Below are 14,934 nucleotides of genomic sequence, written 5' to 3' on the forward strand. Positions count from 1 at the left end.
TTGACGATTCTATTGAATTTCTAGCAGCTCGACATCGAAAATCAAACTCGCCGCAGGCGGGATAGGACCAGTGCCATTTTTGCCGTAAGCAAGTGGGCTAGGGATGTATAAGCGGAACTTATCGCCTACCGTCATGTAAGTTAGACCTTCCTGCCAGCCTTTGATCACTTGATTCAATTTAAAGCTGATTGGTTCACCGCGGTCAACTGAGCTGTCAAACACCGTACCATCGATAAGCGTGCCATGGTAATGAACTTTCACTGTGTTAGTTACTGTTGGATGTTCAGTGCCTTCGCCTTTATGCAAAACCTCGTATTGCAAACCACTTTCAGTCATGATGATATTATCGCGCTTCGCGTTCTCGAGGAGAAATGCTTGTCCAGCAGCAAAGTTTTCTTCACTCGCTTTGTGGTTTGTCCAAGTGCGGTAGATGAAAAATGCCGCAAGAATGAAAACAACGATAGGGAAGATGATTTTAGACATAGTTTCTTTCCGTAGAATTAAGGTTGTTGAAGCAAGAAGTTAATGGTTTCAGCAATGCTTGCCACATCTTGGTGACCGCTGGTTATAACTTGATATTTACCATTAACAATGAAAGTAGGGACGGCGTTGATCTGACCTTGGGTTGTGATGTCATCAGCGACTTGCATTGCAGCAAACAATTGTTTTTGTTGCTGTTCATCAAAGTCATAAGGACTGGTTAACCCACGGCTATGGAAGACTTGGTCGAGGGCGTTCTTCTTATCTGTAAGTGTTGCACCATCTCCCATTTGAGTTGCAGCAAACATCTCGTTCATCATCTCATGATCGGGTTTTTTGCCTAATTGCATTTCAGCCGCGTAGTAGATCATTGCACCAATTTGTGCGCTCTCATTAAACGTTACGTGAACTTTACCGACCGACTGACCAGTGAGTTTCTCAATGGTTGGCATCTCATTTTCCATCTGGCGGCAATGACCGCAGTTGAGTGAAAATACCTCGGTAACTGGTGGCAAACGAAATGTCGCTAAGTTGACTGGAAGTTGTTCATACTGCTTTCCTTCCACGGGACCAGAATTTTCGCTGCAGCCGACTAGAAGTGCAGAAAGAGCAATAAAAGCAAAGGTTGCGAGTTTTTTCATGATGATATCTCGAATCGTGACGGTGTCGAAATTGATGAGTGACACCAGCGCGATATCTATGTGAGTTAAAAAGTAGGATGATTTTACTGATTCAAATTGAGAAGCGAAACCATTCGATGACAGAATTGGGTGAATAAAGTATTTCTAACGATGAATAATGCGCTCCCTGCATTCAGCTGTTTATATAATTGTAAATATCGAGATAAAAATTGTCTGAAAAGGGCTAAAGATTATTCATTTTTGCCGATACAGATTATGTAGCGTAACGGAACTCACGGTGGACTCATGAAGCAAATTATATTACCCCTTATTCTCCTAGTGTCAGGCTGTAGCAGCATGACGGACGAGATGGCATTTTGGGATGATAACTTGTTGGACAGCGCGCCAAAGTCGGATTTTGATGTTCGCTACCCTGAGTGGGGCTCACAGCCTGTTATGTCAACTTCTGGAGTTCGCGGTCCAATGGGGCAACAACGCACTCAGAGCTATAGTGATTTACAGAACTTCCTGGTCAGCAATGGTATCGATTACGAAATATTGACGGGTAATCATGTTATGGTGCGTCTTAAAGACACGATAAAATTCAATACAGGCTCGTCTCGAGTCGCTTCTGATTCAAAATATTGGCTGGATATGATGGGAAGCTACTTGGCAACACAACCGAGTATCGACATTGTTATTGACGGGCATGCTGATAGCACAGGTGCGCCAAGCTTTAATGAAAGCTTGTCAATGAAGCGAGCAAATGCAGTCAAACAGCAGCTTGTTAGTAACAGGGTCGCGATGGATTCAATTTACACTCGTGGCTATGGTGAATATGTGCCCGCATGTAGTAACAGAACTAAAGAAGGTAAAGCGTGTAATCGCCGTGTTGAAGTGCTGTTTATTGTTTCAACTAACTGATTAAACTTGTTAATTTATCAATGACTTGAAGCGCGTTTTCTACGTGCTTGATAGATATGGGTGTTGTTCTGTATCAACTATTTTGCAATGTAACGGTGTAATAACCATAAACTTTATGATGAATTTCTAACTTTGAGTAGTTTTAGGTTAGCGTAGTGTTAAATGTCTGATAGGTTGACTCTCTAATATGAGATGTTGTTCCAAGAATTTATCAGAAAAATAAAGGCTACTTTGCTGTATGTTCAACTATTCGCTTTTAAATCACATTGCTGCTCAAGATCTTTCCCTCATCCCCAAGCTTGACAGCATCTATGAACACGTACTCGATTCATACTCGCAAATGTCCCGCTTTTCCGTTGCGTTAATGGGTGAAAACAGCGTCTCGAACTACTATGTTAAAGATACTATGGCCGATGTGGGGCGTTATGACTTTGAGCAGCATGAGCTCCGTGATAACTCCTCCTTAACCAGCATTTCTTACACTGCAAATGTAAGAATAATCAGTGATTTACGTAAAATGCTTCAGACGGATCGTATTCGCGAACTGATCCGTTTGGGTCATAGAAGCAGCTACACTTACCCCATTTCGTATCAAGGGAAAACGATCGGTTTTATCTTTTTTAATGCCAAGGAGACGGGATTCTTTGCCCAATGTGATGTCGAACGAGATTTTGCCTACCTTGCTCAAGTAGTGGCAAACCAATTTATACAATTATTCGAAAGCCAGCGACACTTTCAAGCTTCGTTGGAAATTGCGCTGAAAATGGGCCATGCCAGAGATCCCGAAACCAAAGAGCATTTAACCCGTATGGGTATGTATAGTGAGTTACTTGCGCGCTTTTTATCAAAAAGCTTGAGTGAAATTAGCCACCAATTTATTCACCGTATTCGTCTCTACGCGCCTTTTCATGATATTGGCAAATATATGATTCCAGACGATATTCTATACAGCGATAGACGCTTCACACCGGAAGAGCGGGCGGTCATGAATAATCACACTATCTACGGCGAAGAAATCATTGATGAAGTGGTTCAGTTGTCAGGAACTAAGACAGTTTCTGAAGGTGAAATTCAATTCATCAAAAACATCGTCAGACATCACCATGAGTGCTTTAACGGCAAAGGTCTACCTGACGCGTTGAGATCTGACAGCATACCGCTTGAAGCACGTATTGTTACTTTGGCGGATGTGTTTGATGCACTTCTGAGTAAACGAGCTTACAAGCCGGCGTGGGAACTCAGCGAAGTCATTGAATACATTAAGTTTCAAAAAGGGAAGATGTTTGATCCGATGTGCGTCGATGTATTGCTTGCCAATTTGGATCAGTTTATGGAAATCCGTTCTAAGTATTTGGATAAAATTGAGAGTCGAGAGCTGATTGCAAGCTGATGCTAATAGGCACTTATAGCGGCGAAACCTAAGTAAATAAAAAGCCCTTGATGATAAAACATCAAGGGCTTTTTCAAATCTTTCTACAGTCGGCTAGGCTGCGCTTTTAACAGCGTCGCTTTTTTTTTCGCTTTGCATCTTAGCTAGGAAGTAGACGTTAACGCAGGCAATGAAACCGTTTGTTACTACTACTGGCCATGCATCAATCATCAAACCGTATGCAGTGAACAGCGCACAGCCGATGAAATTAAGGACACGAAGGCGCACGATGTCTTTCATTGTTAGTGAAATAGCAACCATGATAGACGCTGCGTAACCTAAAATTTCAACCATATCCATAATTTGACCCTCTTAATTTTTGCCGAACGTTGTCGGTACCAATTCTTCTCTTCTTGAGATAAGTGAGGAAGCTCCATGCCTCGAATGGTCTAAATGATTAACTGAGATGAAATATAACAGGGCTAAATGTGTGATGGAAGCCCCAAAAAAGGGAACGGAGAAGGTTAGCGATTACGCAAACGTTTTACGCATTTTCGTCAAAAGTGATAACCAAAGTTGTTGGTTGATAATGGGAAATACCTTACAAAGAAAAAGCCTGCACAGGGTGTGCAGGCTTGGCTAATTTGGCGACTAGCCGTTGGCTACTTTTTCTTACCTTGAATGATTTTGTCTTCTTCAGTCAGTTCGCGGATACGGCGGCTAATGTCACGACGCTCTTTCGAGATTTCAGCGCTTTTGATGATATGGTCATCAACGCGATCTTCGTAGTCCGCTTTCATGTTCTTAATGATACCAACGATTTCTTCGTTGCTCATATCTGCCTTGATGTAGTCAAGTAGGTTTTCTAGAAGATCGACACGCTTACGGTTGTCACGAACTTTCTTTTCGTTATCAATAAGCTCGCGTTTTAGCTTATTTTTTCGACGTGCTTGAGCTACGATTTCAAATACACCACTCATAGGTCCCTTTCCTAATATTTTGAAAAACTGTCAATGATTAAATCATAACATCTAGTGGGTTAACAGTCCTAAGATCAATCATTACAGTGTGCTGACGGTTTTATCGCCAATCTATCGGCAGACGATTGAGCCTGCTTGTGGTTCGATATATGATTTCCATATTCTGTGGCAAGGTACGATGTAATAAATGCGCACGTCCGAAATTATTATGCCTAGTGAGACAATAGAGCCATCGCCAGGGCGGGCTAGTCGATTAGTCAAAGCATATAAGCATGAACGCACTCGGCAAGAGGTGACAGAGATCGAGCTCAACCGAAGTAAAATAGTGATGATCGATGAGAACGGAAAAATAAGAAAAGTTCCTATCCTCGCTGAGCACTAGAAGAGCGTTTGCAACAACATTGTAAGGAAAAGGTATGAATATAGAGCTATCCCCAGTAGAAACTCGTGTGATCGGATGCCTGATCGAAAAAGAGGTCACAACACCGGACTACTACCCATTGACATTGAACAGCCTGACGACTGCTTGTAACCAAAAAAGCAATCGCGAGCCTGTTATGTCACTGACTGATGTTGAAGTTCAACAAGCTGTGGATGGCCTTATCGCACGCCGTTTAGTCAGTGATGAAAGTGGCTTCAATAGCCGTGCGAGTAAGTTTCAACACCGTTTTTGCAATACAGAATTTGGTGACCTTAAACTGACCAAACAGGAAAAAGGGATTGTATGCTGTATGCTTCTACGCGGTGCACAAACGCCAGGTGAGATCAGAACCCGTACCAACCGTCTTGCAGACTTTGCTGATGTTAAAGAGGTAGAGGCCGTTTTGGATAGTATGGCTGCGCGCGAAGATGGAGCGTTAGTGGTTAAGCTTCCGCGTGAGGCAGGCAAGCGTGAATCACGCTATATGCACCTATTTAGTGGTGAAGTTGACGTTGAGTCATTAGCCGCAACCGCTCAGTCACCAGCCGTGAATAATGATCGAATCAGCCAGCTAGAGTTAGAAGTTCAAGAACTGAGATCAGAAGTCGCAGAGTTGAAGGCTCTGGTTGAACAGCTTTGTGCCTAATGAGCTCATTGCTCACCCCCTCTTTAAAATTACATTCGGATTGGTATGTTTACTTAATCCGAATGTCTAACAATGCCCTTTATTGTGGTATCACAACCGACCTTGAGCGTAGGTTTCGGCAACATTGCAATGGAACCGGAGCAAAAGCACTTAAAGGTAAAGGTCCTCTCAAGCTCGAATGGCACCAATACATAGGCACTTCGAGAAGCGAAGCGTCAAAAATAGAATACCGAATCAAGCAGTTATCTAAAGCGAAAAAAGAACAAATTGTTTCAGGTGAATATGTGATAGAACGATGTATTGATAACGCATAAATTATTCGTTATTCCTACAAAATTCCCCAGATGTATTAATCTTGTTTATGACTAATGAAAAAGGTTGATATGGATATGAATCAATTAGGTAAAATATCTTTGGCAGTGGGCTCAATCATTTGGGCTTGTACCGCTCAAGCGGCAACGGTCTCTCCTGATGGCAGAGGCAATGGTATGGGGAATACAGGGGTGACCAGTGCTGATTATGTGTTGGCTCCGTTCTATAACCCGGCTTTAGCCGCCGTTTACCGCGATAGTGATGACTTTGGTTTACTGGTGCCCGCAATAGGGGCGACAGTGAGAGACACTGAGGAATCATTAGATACGATAGATAGCCTTCAAGATACGATTAAAGCGTTTGAAGCATCGGGGAGTCCAGATGCGACAACATCAGCAAAGTTAAATAGCTATCTTACACAGCTAGCGGATGATAAACCACTTGCGGTAAGCGTGGGGGTGGGTATCGCCGTCGCACTCCCTATCAGCACGCTTTCAGCTAACATCTTTACGCGCGGCTATGCGGAGATCGTCGCGACACCCGAAATCGCGGCCAATAGTGGTGATACCCCAGCAGCAGTAGAAGCGCGTTACAATAACTCCAACGTCGATATGATTGCCTTTGGTTATACTGAGTTTGGTGTTGCTCTGGCGAAACGTATGGCCATCCAAGGTCAGGATGTTGCTTTGGGTATCACGCCAAAGTACCAACAACTGCGTACCTACAAGCAAAGTCTTTCTGTTGAGAGTTTCGATATCAGTGACTATGACAAAAGTGAAACCAACGAGAACTATTTCAACTTAGATCTTGGTGGGGTTTGGTTTTATGACCAATACCGATTTGGTGTGGCGGTGAAAGACCTGTTTTCTAAAGAGATCAATACGTTAGATGTTAGCGGTGTCAGTACTTATAAGCTCAACACACAGGTGACGGTTTCTGGGTCTTATAGCATGGACTATTTTGTTGCGACGGTAGACTGGGATCTAACCAAACAGAAACGTTTCACCGATCTTAACGACGACACCCAATTTTTACGTTTTGGTGTTGAAGGAAATGCATTTGGCTGGGCGCAGCTCCGTGCGGGTTACCAGGTGGATATTCAAGATACTTTGGATAACTCCTTCACTGCGGGGATTGGTTTCAGTCCAGGAGATCTTGTCAGTCTCGACTTTGCTGGTAGCTATGCAGGAGACAACCAATTTGGTCTGTCGGGCAATTTGTCTTTTACGTTCTAGACACTATACGGCATAATGAAAAACCGAGTAAAATTAATGGCTTGAAGGCTAATAATTGAGCTCGGTTTCATTGATAATAATGAATTATAATTGAAATATAACGATTCAAATTATTATGCTCAGCTAGCTAGTCAAAAGAGAAAATGGCATGTGTAAGTATAAACTTCTTTCTTTATTCGCTTTGTATTCAGCAACTTCAATGGCTCACACTACGCAGGTTCTAAACGGCTATTGGCAATACGATGAATATCTCGATTCGCATCCTCTGCAACGACAATTGACGGACGCATTGAGCGAAGAAGTTCGCCGTTATCCCGTTCCTCTCGCAGTCAAGCAAGTAAAGCCAATTTCAATTTCTGTGGTTTATCCCGGGCAGCAGATTTCAGATTACTGGATTCGAAACATCAAAGCGTTTGAAATGCGATTAGAAAACCTGGGCATCAGATACAGTATTAATCAAGTATTTACTCGTCCAAATATCGATGTTAGACAACAGAGCTTGTCGCTGCTTGAAGCAATCCAAAATAAATCCGACTACCTGATTTTTACTCTCGATACCACACGCCATAGAAAGTTTATTGAGCATGTGCTGAGTTCAACAGATACGAAATTGATTCTACAAAATATTACTACTCCGGTAAGAGCTTGGGATCAACAGCAGCCCTTCATGTATGTGGGATTTGACCATATAAAAGGGACTCGCGTGATACAAGAATACTACAAGTCAGTCATCCCGAAAGAGAGTCGTTATTCCGTGCTCTATTTCTCGGAAGGTTACGTGAGTGATGCGCGCGGAGATACTTTCATCGAAGAGATGAGCCATCATGACAGTTACCAATTATCCTCTTCTTTTTATACCAAAGCGACACGAGAGTCTGGGTACCTTGCTGCGAAATCAGCATTAGAGAAAGATAAAAATCTAGATTTCATCTATGCATGTTCGACAGATGTCGCTTTGGGAGCCGCTGATGCGCTTAAAGACTTAAACCGCAATGATATCATGCTGAATGGTTGGGGTGGGGGAACCGCTGAATTGGAAGCCATTGCCAACGGTCAACTTCAAGTGACGGCGATGCGCATGAATGATGATACCGGAGTCGCGATGGCAGAAGCGATTAAGTGGGATCTCGAGGGAAGAAGTGTGCCACATACATATTCCGGTGATTTTGAGCTTGTGACGAGCAATGATAGCCCAAGCAAGATCGAGAAGCTCAAGCAGCGAGCATTTAGGTATTCTGATCAATAATGGCAAGATTATTCGGACAGGCTGGTAAGAGCCGATTAGCCACGTTATTAACCAACTCGATCTTTCTTGTTATTGGTGGGCTAATTGTGGTTATGGTTTTGCAAAACTACCAGGTTAACCGAGATGTTGTATCGCAAGAGGTTGCTCGTACTAAGCAGCAAACGCAGAGCTTGGTTCAGGAAATTTTTAACTTTCGAGTCAAGTCGATTGAGATACAACAAGATAGCTATAGCCGAAATCCGGTCTTGCTAGAAGGTTTGGTAAGTAAAGATGCTCAATCCCTCGATCTATTCTTCAATAGTATGGATCAGCTTTCTCCAGACATTACACCTGACTTTCGCTACATTATGAGTCATGACCAACTTATTTGGGATGACGCGAATTTTGAGTTCTATGGAATTTCAACGCAGCAGTTGCTGCATATTACACAAGATGTGACTACGGGTTTTGATTGGCATATTTCGCAGACCCCTTCAGTGATGGGAATGAGATACCTTATGTTAAGGCGTTCCTCTATTGTCGATTTAGAGTCTGGGGAAGTGGTCGGGAATCTTTTCGTTGGTATTGTTCTTAACAACAATTTCTCGATTGTTTATGCACTTGCTCAAGGCAGTAATGCGGATCAGGTGCTGTTAGCGGTAGGTTCTGAGGTGATTTCGGCGAGTGACAAGGATGGCGACGATAAACAAACTCAATGGTTAGCGCAATCGCCTGACGAGCTTGATTCGAGCGGTTTTACTGTTTCTAGAACGGATCTCACCATTAATAACGTGCCGACTTTTCTCTCAATTTATACGGTTCAGGATAACGAACACATTGTCCATTTTGTTCGGAGTTATTATGTTTGGTTGGCGATCACGGCTGGATTGATCATCTGTATCGCCATCTACACTCGAATCTGGCTCGGTAAAAGAGTCTCAAAAGAGTTACGTTCTTTGATGACCTATACAGATGCTTCGATTCAGGAACAAAAGCTTATCGAATTTGAAGGGTCGTCTATTCAAGAGTTTCATCAAATAGGCCAGTCATTTCAACGTTCATTTAAACGACTTAATGATCAAGAAAAGCAGTTTGCTGATTTGTTTAACTTCTCTTTGTCACCTGTGACGTTATGGAACGTTGAAGGTGAGTTAGAGCGCTTTAACCCGTCGGCTGAAAGGTGTTTTCGTACCCATGGCGCGCAAGATCAACTGATTTCCAGCTTGAAGCCGCACATTATGATGTGTGCTCAAGGTGCAACCCTGACAGGCATCAACACCGCTATTGCCAACAAAACCTTTCGTTGGAACTTATCTCCTATTATGAGAGACAACAGCGTCTCGCAGATCATGGCGCAAGGTCAGGATATCACCAGCTTCATTGAAGCAGAAAAGCAGAGTCAAGCTGCACGTGAAGAAGCAGAAGAGTCAGCGCGCATGAGGGCGGACTTCCTCGCTAAAATGAGCCATGAGTTACGGACACCGCTCAACGGTATTCTTGGTGTATCCCAGTTACTCAAAGATAAAATGGTTGACCAAAGAGACATAGAGCACATTGAAGTTCTATGCAACAGTGGTGAGCACCTATTGGCGGTATTGAACGACATACTCGATTTTTCAAAGATAGAGCAGGGGCAGTTCCATATCGAAAGCGCGCCTTTCCGCTTGGCTGAGCTGACAACAACGGTAGAAAGAATCTTCAAGCCGTTACTGGATAAAAAAGAGGTCGCCTTCGACGTTGTAAATAAGATCCCTCAAGACCGATGGGCACACAGTGATCAGGTACGTCTCAATCAGATTATTTTTAATCTGGTTAGCAACGCAGTCAAGTTTACTCATTATGGCAGTGTCCGAGTCGAGTTAGACTGTGAACAGACTGACTCTGGGTGTTTACTCAAATTAGAGGTATCGGATACTGGGATCGGGATTGATCAACTGCGCATAGCGCATATATTCGAACCTTTTGTACAAGCAGAATCAAACACGACGCGTGAGTATGGTGGCAGCGGCCTAGGTTTGGCGATTGTGCAAAGTCTTGTCACCATTATGGACGGAGATATTCAGCTAGAGAGTGAAGTCGATGTTGGGACGAAGCTTATCGTTAAAATACCGCTAAAAGTCGGTAGCAATGAGTTGATCAATGTAGAGAAAAGCGCCCTTGCTGAAGAACCCTCAACCTTGTTCCCTGAGTCACTGCATGTTTTGCTGGTGGAAGACAACAACACCAACGCTTTTATCGCGAAAGCATTTTGTGAAAAATATGGAATGACGGTTTCATGGGTTAAAGATGGTGTTCATGCAATTGAATTTTTGCGCTCAGATCCCAGTGTGGCTATGGTCCTAATGGACAATCAGCTCCCCAATCTTGGCGGTATCGAAGCGACGGAGATCATTCGTAAGGACTTAAAGCTTACTGTGCCTATTTACGCATGTACGGCCGATGGCATGCAGGAAACCAAGCAAGCCTTTCTAGCGGTTGGGGCAAACTACGTGATAGTTAAACCGATTAAAGAAATCGCGCTAAACAAAGCATTCATTCACTTCAAAGAGAACTACTACGCGAAAGTGAAATAGTATTGGGCAGCGGATAAAACGCTGCCCAGCTGTTTATCGCGCCAGTTTTTGGTGCGCACGAGAAAAATGATCGGCACAAAAAGCGCCAACGATCGAGAGTTCTCCCGCTAAGCAAAGACAGGCCGCGACCTCCGCCAAGGACTTTGCTTTCCCAGCACCATATAGCCCCATTATATCGAGGCACGCTTTCTGTGTTGGTAAGCCAGTACCACCGCCAACAGTACCTACCATCAGATTAGGTAGCGTAACGCTAGCGTGAAGTACTCCATCCTTATTGAGCAACATGCGCGTAATGCCAATCGCCGATTCAGCGACGCACGCGGCGTCCTGCCCGCAAGCAATATAGAGTGCGGCGAGGGCATTTGCATAGTGAGCATTGACGCCAATACCACCACTTAGTGCTGCACCTGTGGTGGTGACTTGTCCGAAGCGGACCATTTTTTCTGGGGTAGTATGAAGGTACTTTTCTACCAACGCTTTATCTAAATGAACCTCAGCGGTCACCTTTTTACCACGAACATGGCGTAGCGTATTGGCGTTAGGCTTCTTGTCTCCAGAGAGATTACCATCCAGAAATGCTTCCGTTGGCGGGACTGGGGAGTGAGTCAAAATGTAGTGATACACTTCGTTCGTTGCAATCGTGACCATGTTTTGGCCAGAAGCATCGCCAGTATGAAACTCAAAAACCAGATAGACTTGGCTTGCTTCGATATTGACATTGATATCGTGAAGCTTACCGTGCGAGGTTGTGGACTCCGCGACGCGTTTGAATTGATCGTATTGTGTCACAACCCATGCGACAAACTGGCCGGCATTGGCAAGTGAATCAAAACAAAATACAGGCGTGCGAGTGACCCCTTCATTGAGTAACATTGCACTTGCACCGCCAGCTGCTGTGATCAATTGAGCGCCTCTATTGTAGGACGCAACTAAAGCCGCTTCCGTGGTCGCAAGTGGGATCAGGAAATCGTCATTCGCATAAAGGCCGTTAACACGAAGTGGCCCAGCAATGCCCACCGGTACTTTAACGGTGCCAATAAAGTGCTCAATGTTTTTATTGTATAGCTCAGCATTAGCTTGGGTCTGCTCGTCAAGTAACACTGATTGTTCAGTAAGGCTAGCGAGTTTGCTCCATCTTTTTTCGAGCGTTTTATCCGAAATATACGGACTGGGTGTCAGTCTTGTTTTTGGACGTTCAAAATGGGGGCTGAGTTTTTGTTCTAATGTGAGGTTATGTTGCTCTGGCTGGAGGAAGTGGTGGTCTTTTAGTCGAGATAAATTCAGTTTGGGCATTGCAAATTAAAACGGGAAATTTGTCTGCATTCTACCCGATAGACTCGGGAACTCAATGGTTGCTTAATGTATTGCTACAATTTACTTCATTTCGTCAGACGTGAATATCAAGCAGAGTACCAATCATCTCTTGGTCACGCTGCAATACGTTGGTGCCTATTCTGCTGTATTGTTCGGCACTAGTGAGTTTGGTGAGAGGTTCAAAATCAGAAGCTGGCGCTTTGAATTCGACTTTGTTGAACTCGTAGCCGTCTTTGTTTGAGATGGATTGTAATTGCTGGTTTTGTTGGATTTCAAGCGTAGCGTCTTCGGCCATCTTCGACGACATATCAATGATTTGATAACCGGCTTGTACAGAAGATACTGGCATAAACACCTCCGCTTAATTAAAGCTTAAGGGATGATTGAAATTACAGCAAGTTGTGCTAAGAAAAAAGGCTCGAAATCAGTGACAGTTCTTCGTCAGTGACTAAGGTTTCGTCACATGAATCCAGTTTGCTATTGATCTCACCTCGCAATGTACGTAATTGCTGAGGTGACAGTGAAGAGCAAGGGCTCTTCATTAAGATGAGGTTTTATGCAGAATGGGCAGGTTGTGCCACACGGACTGCAAATTTACTCGCGAGTGAATGAAGCTCCGGCAACATTCGGTAAATGAGATGGAGTTGTTGCAGAACCATGCGTACTGAACCATCGTCTTCTTCGCGCCATTCGGATAAGCGTTGTTCTAAGGCAGGGTCATCGATATCGCTGGTATCACAGTTATCACAATGCTGATTAAGCTGGGTGAACAGCACCTCCAAATGCTGGTGAATGACTCTATGAGCATCAAGGATCAGTTTATGCGTTTGATCATCGGCAATTTGGGTTCGGTGCGCACCTAATGCAGAGATATAGCTGAGTAGGGCGTGGTTTAGAGTCAAGAAGCGATAGCTCTCATCCACCGCAGCAAGATAGCGACCGGGCTCTGCTAACATAGTGCTGATAGCGGTGGTTAACGTCGCATCTTGATTGTGTGCGTGACGGCGAGAAATGCGATAGTTGAGACTGTCTTTTTTACCAATCCTATATTGGCCGATAATTTGCGCCAGATAATTTTTATTAGCCGCTATCGCCTCTGCCATCACTTTGTGCAGACGTTTCGATTGCCAGTCGGGTAAGATTAATGCCACAGCAGCAACGGCGAGAGCACATCCGATTAACGTATCGGCAAGTCGTGGCAATACTACCGCGTATCCTTCTCCAAGTTGATTAAAGCAGAATAAGACAAGCACAGTGATAAAGCCGGTTGCGTAGCCGTAGTTAGCCAGACGAAATGCGAAGAATGCCACGCCGGATATCACTACGAAGACCAACTGACTTTCTTGTGAAGGGAAGAAGGTCAGCAGCGGTACACCGATGAATAGACCTGCAAACGTACCTAAAACCCTTGCGACAAGCTTTTGTCGTGTTGCGCTGTAGTTTGGCTGACAAACGAATAGGGTAGTCAACAAAATCCAATAACCCCGTTCAATATCGAATAATTGAATGATGCCATAACCAATAGTCAATGAAAGCGACATTCGCACCGCATGGCGAAATAGCATTGAGTCCTGAGTAAAATTGGCACTGATCCGCTGCCACATTGCTTTGAGTGTATGTGCTTCTGTGTCATCAAGAGCATCTTCTTCAAGTCTGTTCGCATCAGGGTTGTTCACATTACTAAGCTGTTTCTCTACCGTGGCAAGGTTATTAAATAGGTAGCCAAGCTGTGAGAGTAAAGAACGCCATTGTGGGTTTTGATGAGACTGCAAATAGCTAAGGGAGTTTTGCAACTCATCAAGTGCCATGACGGACTGGTTATCATGTTGATATTCCTTGCCTAAACGTATTGCGTTGGCAATTTCTCGACATGATTTAGCTTGGGTCTCTAACAAATGTTTAAACCGGAATAAAACGTCAGAACGTTCAAAATGGACAGCCAATTCTTGATAACGGTAGTGTGTTGAACTGATCCGTTCATGGATGTCTTGGGCTAGGAAGTAAATGTTGAGAAATCTATCACTGGTTGCATCCACGTGACCGCGCTTTGAACGGCTTAAAAAAGTCGCTTTGCAAGAGTTGAGCGCATTGACCGTGGCGGCATTCAAACGCGCTTCTTCCAATCGATAAGGTTGTGGCGTTAGATTTGATACCGGATGAAAGAGCTGACTTTTCGAATCAAGGTAATTGGCGAGCTGAATAAACACATTGGCCAAGCTTTGTTGAACGGGCTGAAGTGGCCATAGGGCGTGCCAAATCATAGACATCAGATAGTACCAAGCCGCACCTGAGAGCAGCATAAGTGGCTGGAACCAAATATTCGTACTTTGATGAGCACCTAGCATGGCGTAAATAGCAATCAGTAAAGAGCCAAACGCGATACTGGCGTAACGTGGGCCGATAGCCCCCAAAATAATAAAGCCAAAGGTTGAGGTAAATAGACCAATGGCAAACAACCACGGTGTATTAAACAACAACTCTATAGAAAACGCGGCGACGGCAAAACAAACCAGTGTCAAACTCTGTGATTTGAGACGTCCGGTGAAACTGTCGTCACTTTCGGCTAACGCTGCGGCAATCACACCCAGTATCAATGGGATGATCTGTTCATTGAGCTGCAAGTACCAGGCAGGTACGACCACGCCAAGAAGGGTGACGAGAATGAGCAGGCTATAATTGATGGTTTTATTTGCCCAATAGTGGCGTAGCTGACTAAATAAATTCACTTGCAGAAATCTGTAGGTCATAAGTGCGTTGAGAATAACAAGATCTATATGGTAACGAGCTGATCCAAATAAAGATACTAGATACTTTGGCTAACTTTTGTCCATTATC

Annotated in this window: 15 protein-coding genes; 8 read left to right on the forward strand and 7 right to left on the reverse strand. The window is 44.0% G+C overall.

All coding sequences use genetic code 11. The annotated features are described in order from the left end of the window. Positions 1 to 9 precede the first annotated feature (9 nt). Entirely contained in the window at positions 10 to 483 is a 474-nt protein-coding gene (locus QTN95_RS04925) for an FKBP-type peptidyl-prolyl cis-trans isomerase (protein WP_331416558.1), read from the reverse strand. A gap of 17 nt (positions 484 to 500) precedes the next feature. Continuing rightward, entirely contained in the window at positions 501 to 1,121 is a 621-nt protein-coding gene (locus tag QTN95_RS04930; protein ID WP_331416559.1) for a thiol:disulfide interchange protein DsbA/DsbL, read from the reverse strand. A 285-nt stretch (positions 1,122 to 1,406) separates the two neighbouring features. On the opposite strand from QTN95_RS04930, the gene QTN95_RS04935 reads away from it, so the two are divergent. Further along, positions 1,407 to 2,024: an OmpA family protein gene (locus tag QTN95_RS04935; protein WP_331416560.1), complete on the forward strand. Its 618-nt coding sequence runs from the start codon at positions 1,407 to 1,409 to the stop codon at positions 2,022 to 2,024. Between the two features lie 238 nt (positions 2,025 to 2,262). Beyond that, on the forward strand, positions 2,263 to 3,414 hold the full coding sequence (locus tag QTN95_RS04940; protein ID WP_331416561.1) for an HD-GYP domain-containing protein: 1,152 nt from the start codon (positions 2,263 to 2,265) through the stop codon (positions 3,412 to 3,414). Between the two features lie 93 nt (positions 3,415 to 3,507). On the opposite strand, the gene QTN95_RS04945 is transcribed toward QTN95_RS04940, so the two are convergent. Both QTN95_RS04945 and QTN95_RS04950 read right to left on the reverse strand, forming a co-directional pair. Further along, positions 3,508 to 3,753 (reverse strand): YgjV family protein, encoded by a 246-nt coding sequence (locus QTN95_RS04945; protein WP_138970979.1) that lies wholly within the window; start codon positions 3,751 to 3,753, stop codon positions 3,508 to 3,510. 302 nt (positions 3,754 to 4,055) lie between these two features. Next, positions 4,056 to 4,373, reverse strand: a complete 318-nt coding sequence (locus QTN95_RS04950) for a DUF496 family protein (RefSeq protein WP_138970980.1) — start codon at positions 4,371 to 4,373, stop codon at positions 4,056 to 4,058. Between the two features lie 187 nt (positions 4,374 to 4,560). Between QTN95_RS04950 and QTN95_RS04955 the strand changes: the two genes are divergently transcribed. From QTN95_RS04955 to luxQ, 6 genes are all read left to right on the forward strand, one after another. Next, positions 4,561 to 4,755 carry a hypothetical protein gene (locus QTN95_RS04955; protein ID WP_138970981.1) on the forward strand — a complete coding sequence of 65 codons (195 nt, stop codon included), beginning with the start codon at positions 4,561 to 4,563 and terminating at the stop codon, positions 4,753 to 4,755. Between the two features lie 34 nt (positions 4,756 to 4,789). Continuing rightward, the gene (locus tag QTN95_RS04960; RefSeq protein WP_331416562.1) at positions 4,790 to 5,440 is read left to right on the forward strand and encodes a YceH family protein; all 651 of its coding nucleotides are present in this window, start codon (positions 4,790 to 4,792) and stop codon (positions 5,438 to 5,440) included. Continuing rightward, entirely contained in the window at positions 5,440 to 5,754 is a 315-nt protein-coding gene (locus tag QTN95_RS04965; protein WP_138970983.1) for a GIY-YIG nuclease family protein, read from the forward strand. The genes QTN95_RS04960 and QTN95_RS04965 overlap by 1 nt, the downstream gene beginning before the upstream one ends. 75 nt (positions 5,755 to 5,829) lie before the next feature. Continuing rightward, positions 5,830 to 6,987 (forward strand): conjugal transfer protein TraF, encoded by a 1,158-nt coding sequence (locus tag QTN95_RS04970; RefSeq protein WP_331416645.1) that lies wholly within the window; start codon positions 5,830 to 5,832, stop codon positions 6,985 to 6,987. Between the two features lie 148 nt (positions 6,988 to 7,135). Next, positions 7,136 to 8,233: an autoinducer 2-binding periplasmic protein LuxP gene (locus QTN95_RS04975; RefSeq protein ID WP_331416563.1), complete on the forward strand. Its 1,098-nt coding sequence runs from the start codon at positions 7,136 to 7,138 to the stop codon at positions 8,231 to 8,233. Further along, on the forward strand, positions 8,233 to 10,785 hold the full coding sequence (gene luxQ, locus QTN95_RS04980; protein ID WP_331416564.1) for a quorum-sensing autoinducer 2 sensor kinase/phosphatase LuxQ: 2,553 nt from the start codon (positions 8,233 to 8,235) through the stop codon (positions 10,783 to 10,785). The genes QTN95_RS04975 and luxQ overlap by 1 nt, the downstream gene beginning before the upstream one ends. A 33-nt stretch (positions 10,786 to 10,818) precedes the next feature. Here luxQ and QTN95_RS04985 read toward each other — a convergent pair whose 3' ends face one another. From QTN95_RS04985 to yccS, 3 genes are all read right to left on the reverse strand, one after another. After that, entirely contained in the window at positions 10,819 to 12,078 is a 1,260-nt protein-coding gene (locus tag QTN95_RS04985) for a hydroxymethylglutaryl-CoA reductase (RefSeq protein WP_331416565.1), read from the reverse strand. Between the two features lie 94 nt (positions 12,079 to 12,172). Further along, on the reverse strand, positions 12,173 to 12,448 hold the full coding sequence (locus QTN95_RS04990; RefSeq protein WP_331416566.1) for a hypothetical protein: 276 nt from the start codon (positions 12,446 to 12,448) through the stop codon (positions 12,173 to 12,175). A 205-nt stretch (positions 12,449 to 12,653) separates the two neighbouring features. Then, on the reverse strand, positions 12,654 to 14,825 hold the full coding sequence (gene yccS, locus QTN95_RS04995) for a YccS family putative transporter (RefSeq protein WP_331416567.1): 2,172 nt from the start codon (positions 14,823 to 14,825) through the stop codon (positions 12,654 to 12,656). Positions 14,826 to 14,934: the final 109 nt, after the last annotated feature.

The organism is Vibrio sp. M260112, assembly GCF_036533775.1.
Classification (GTDB): domain Bacteria; phylum Pseudomonadota; class Gammaproteobacteria; order Enterobacterales; family Vibrionaceae; genus Vibrio.

What these genes read in the sequence shown, in the direction of transcription:
- QTN95_RS04925 (WP_331416558.1), bottom strand. Translation starts at nt 483, where the DNA reads ATGTCTAAAATCATCTTCCCTATCGTTGTTTTCATTCTTGCGGCATTT.
- QTN95_RS04930 (WP_331416559.1), bottom strand. Translation starts at nt 1,121, where the DNA reads ATGAAAAAACTCGCAACCTTTGCTTTTATTGCTCTTTCTGCACTTCTA.
- QTN95_RS04935 (WP_331416560.1), top strand. Translation starts at nt 1,407, where the DNA reads ATGAAGCAAATTATATTACCCCTTATTCTCCTAGTGTCAGGCTGTAGC.
- QTN95_RS04940 (WP_331416561.1), top strand. Translation starts at nt 2,263, where the DNA reads ATGTTCAACTATTCGCTTTTAAATCACATTGCTGCTCAAGATCTTTCC.
- QTN95_RS04945 (WP_138970979.1), bottom strand. Translation starts at nt 3,753, where the DNA reads ATGGATATGGTTGAAATTTTAGGTTACGCAGCGTCTATCATGGTTGCT.
- QTN95_RS04950 (WP_138970980.1), bottom strand. Translation starts at nt 4,373, where the DNA reads ATGAGTGGTGTATTTGAAATCGTAGCTCAAGCACGTCGAAAAAATAAG.
- QTN95_RS04955 (WP_138970981.1), top strand. Translation starts at nt 4,561, where the DNA reads ATGCGCACGTCCGAAATTATTATGCCTAGTGAGACAATAGAGCCATCG.
- QTN95_RS04960 (WP_331416562.1), top strand. Translation starts at nt 4,790, where the DNA reads ATGAATATAGAGCTATCCCCAGTAGAAACTCGTGTGATCGGATGCCTG.
- QTN95_RS04965 (WP_138970983.1), top strand. Translation starts at nt 5,440, where the DNA reads ATGAGCTCATTGCTCACCCCCTCTTTAAAATTACATTCGGATTGGTAT.
- QTN95_RS04970 (WP_331416645.1), top strand. Translation starts at nt 5,830, where the DNA reads ATGAATCAATTAGGTAAAATATCTTTGGCAGTGGGCTCAATCATTTGG.
- QTN95_RS04975 (WP_331416563.1), top strand. Translation starts at nt 7,136, where the DNA reads ATGTGTAAGTATAAACTTCTTTCTTTATTCGCTTTGTATTCAGCAACT.
- luxQ (WP_331416564.1), top strand. Translation starts at nt 8,233, where the DNA reads ATGGCAAGATTATTCGGACAGGCTGGTAAGAGCCGATTAGCCACGTTA.
- QTN95_RS04985 (WP_331416565.1), bottom strand. Translation starts at nt 12,078, where the DNA reads ATGCCCAAACTGAATTTATCTCGACTAAAAGACCACCACTTCCTCCAG.
- QTN95_RS04990 (WP_331416566.1), bottom strand. Translation starts at nt 12,448, where the DNA reads ATGCCAGTATCTTCTGTACAAGCCGGTTATCAAATCATTGATATGTCG.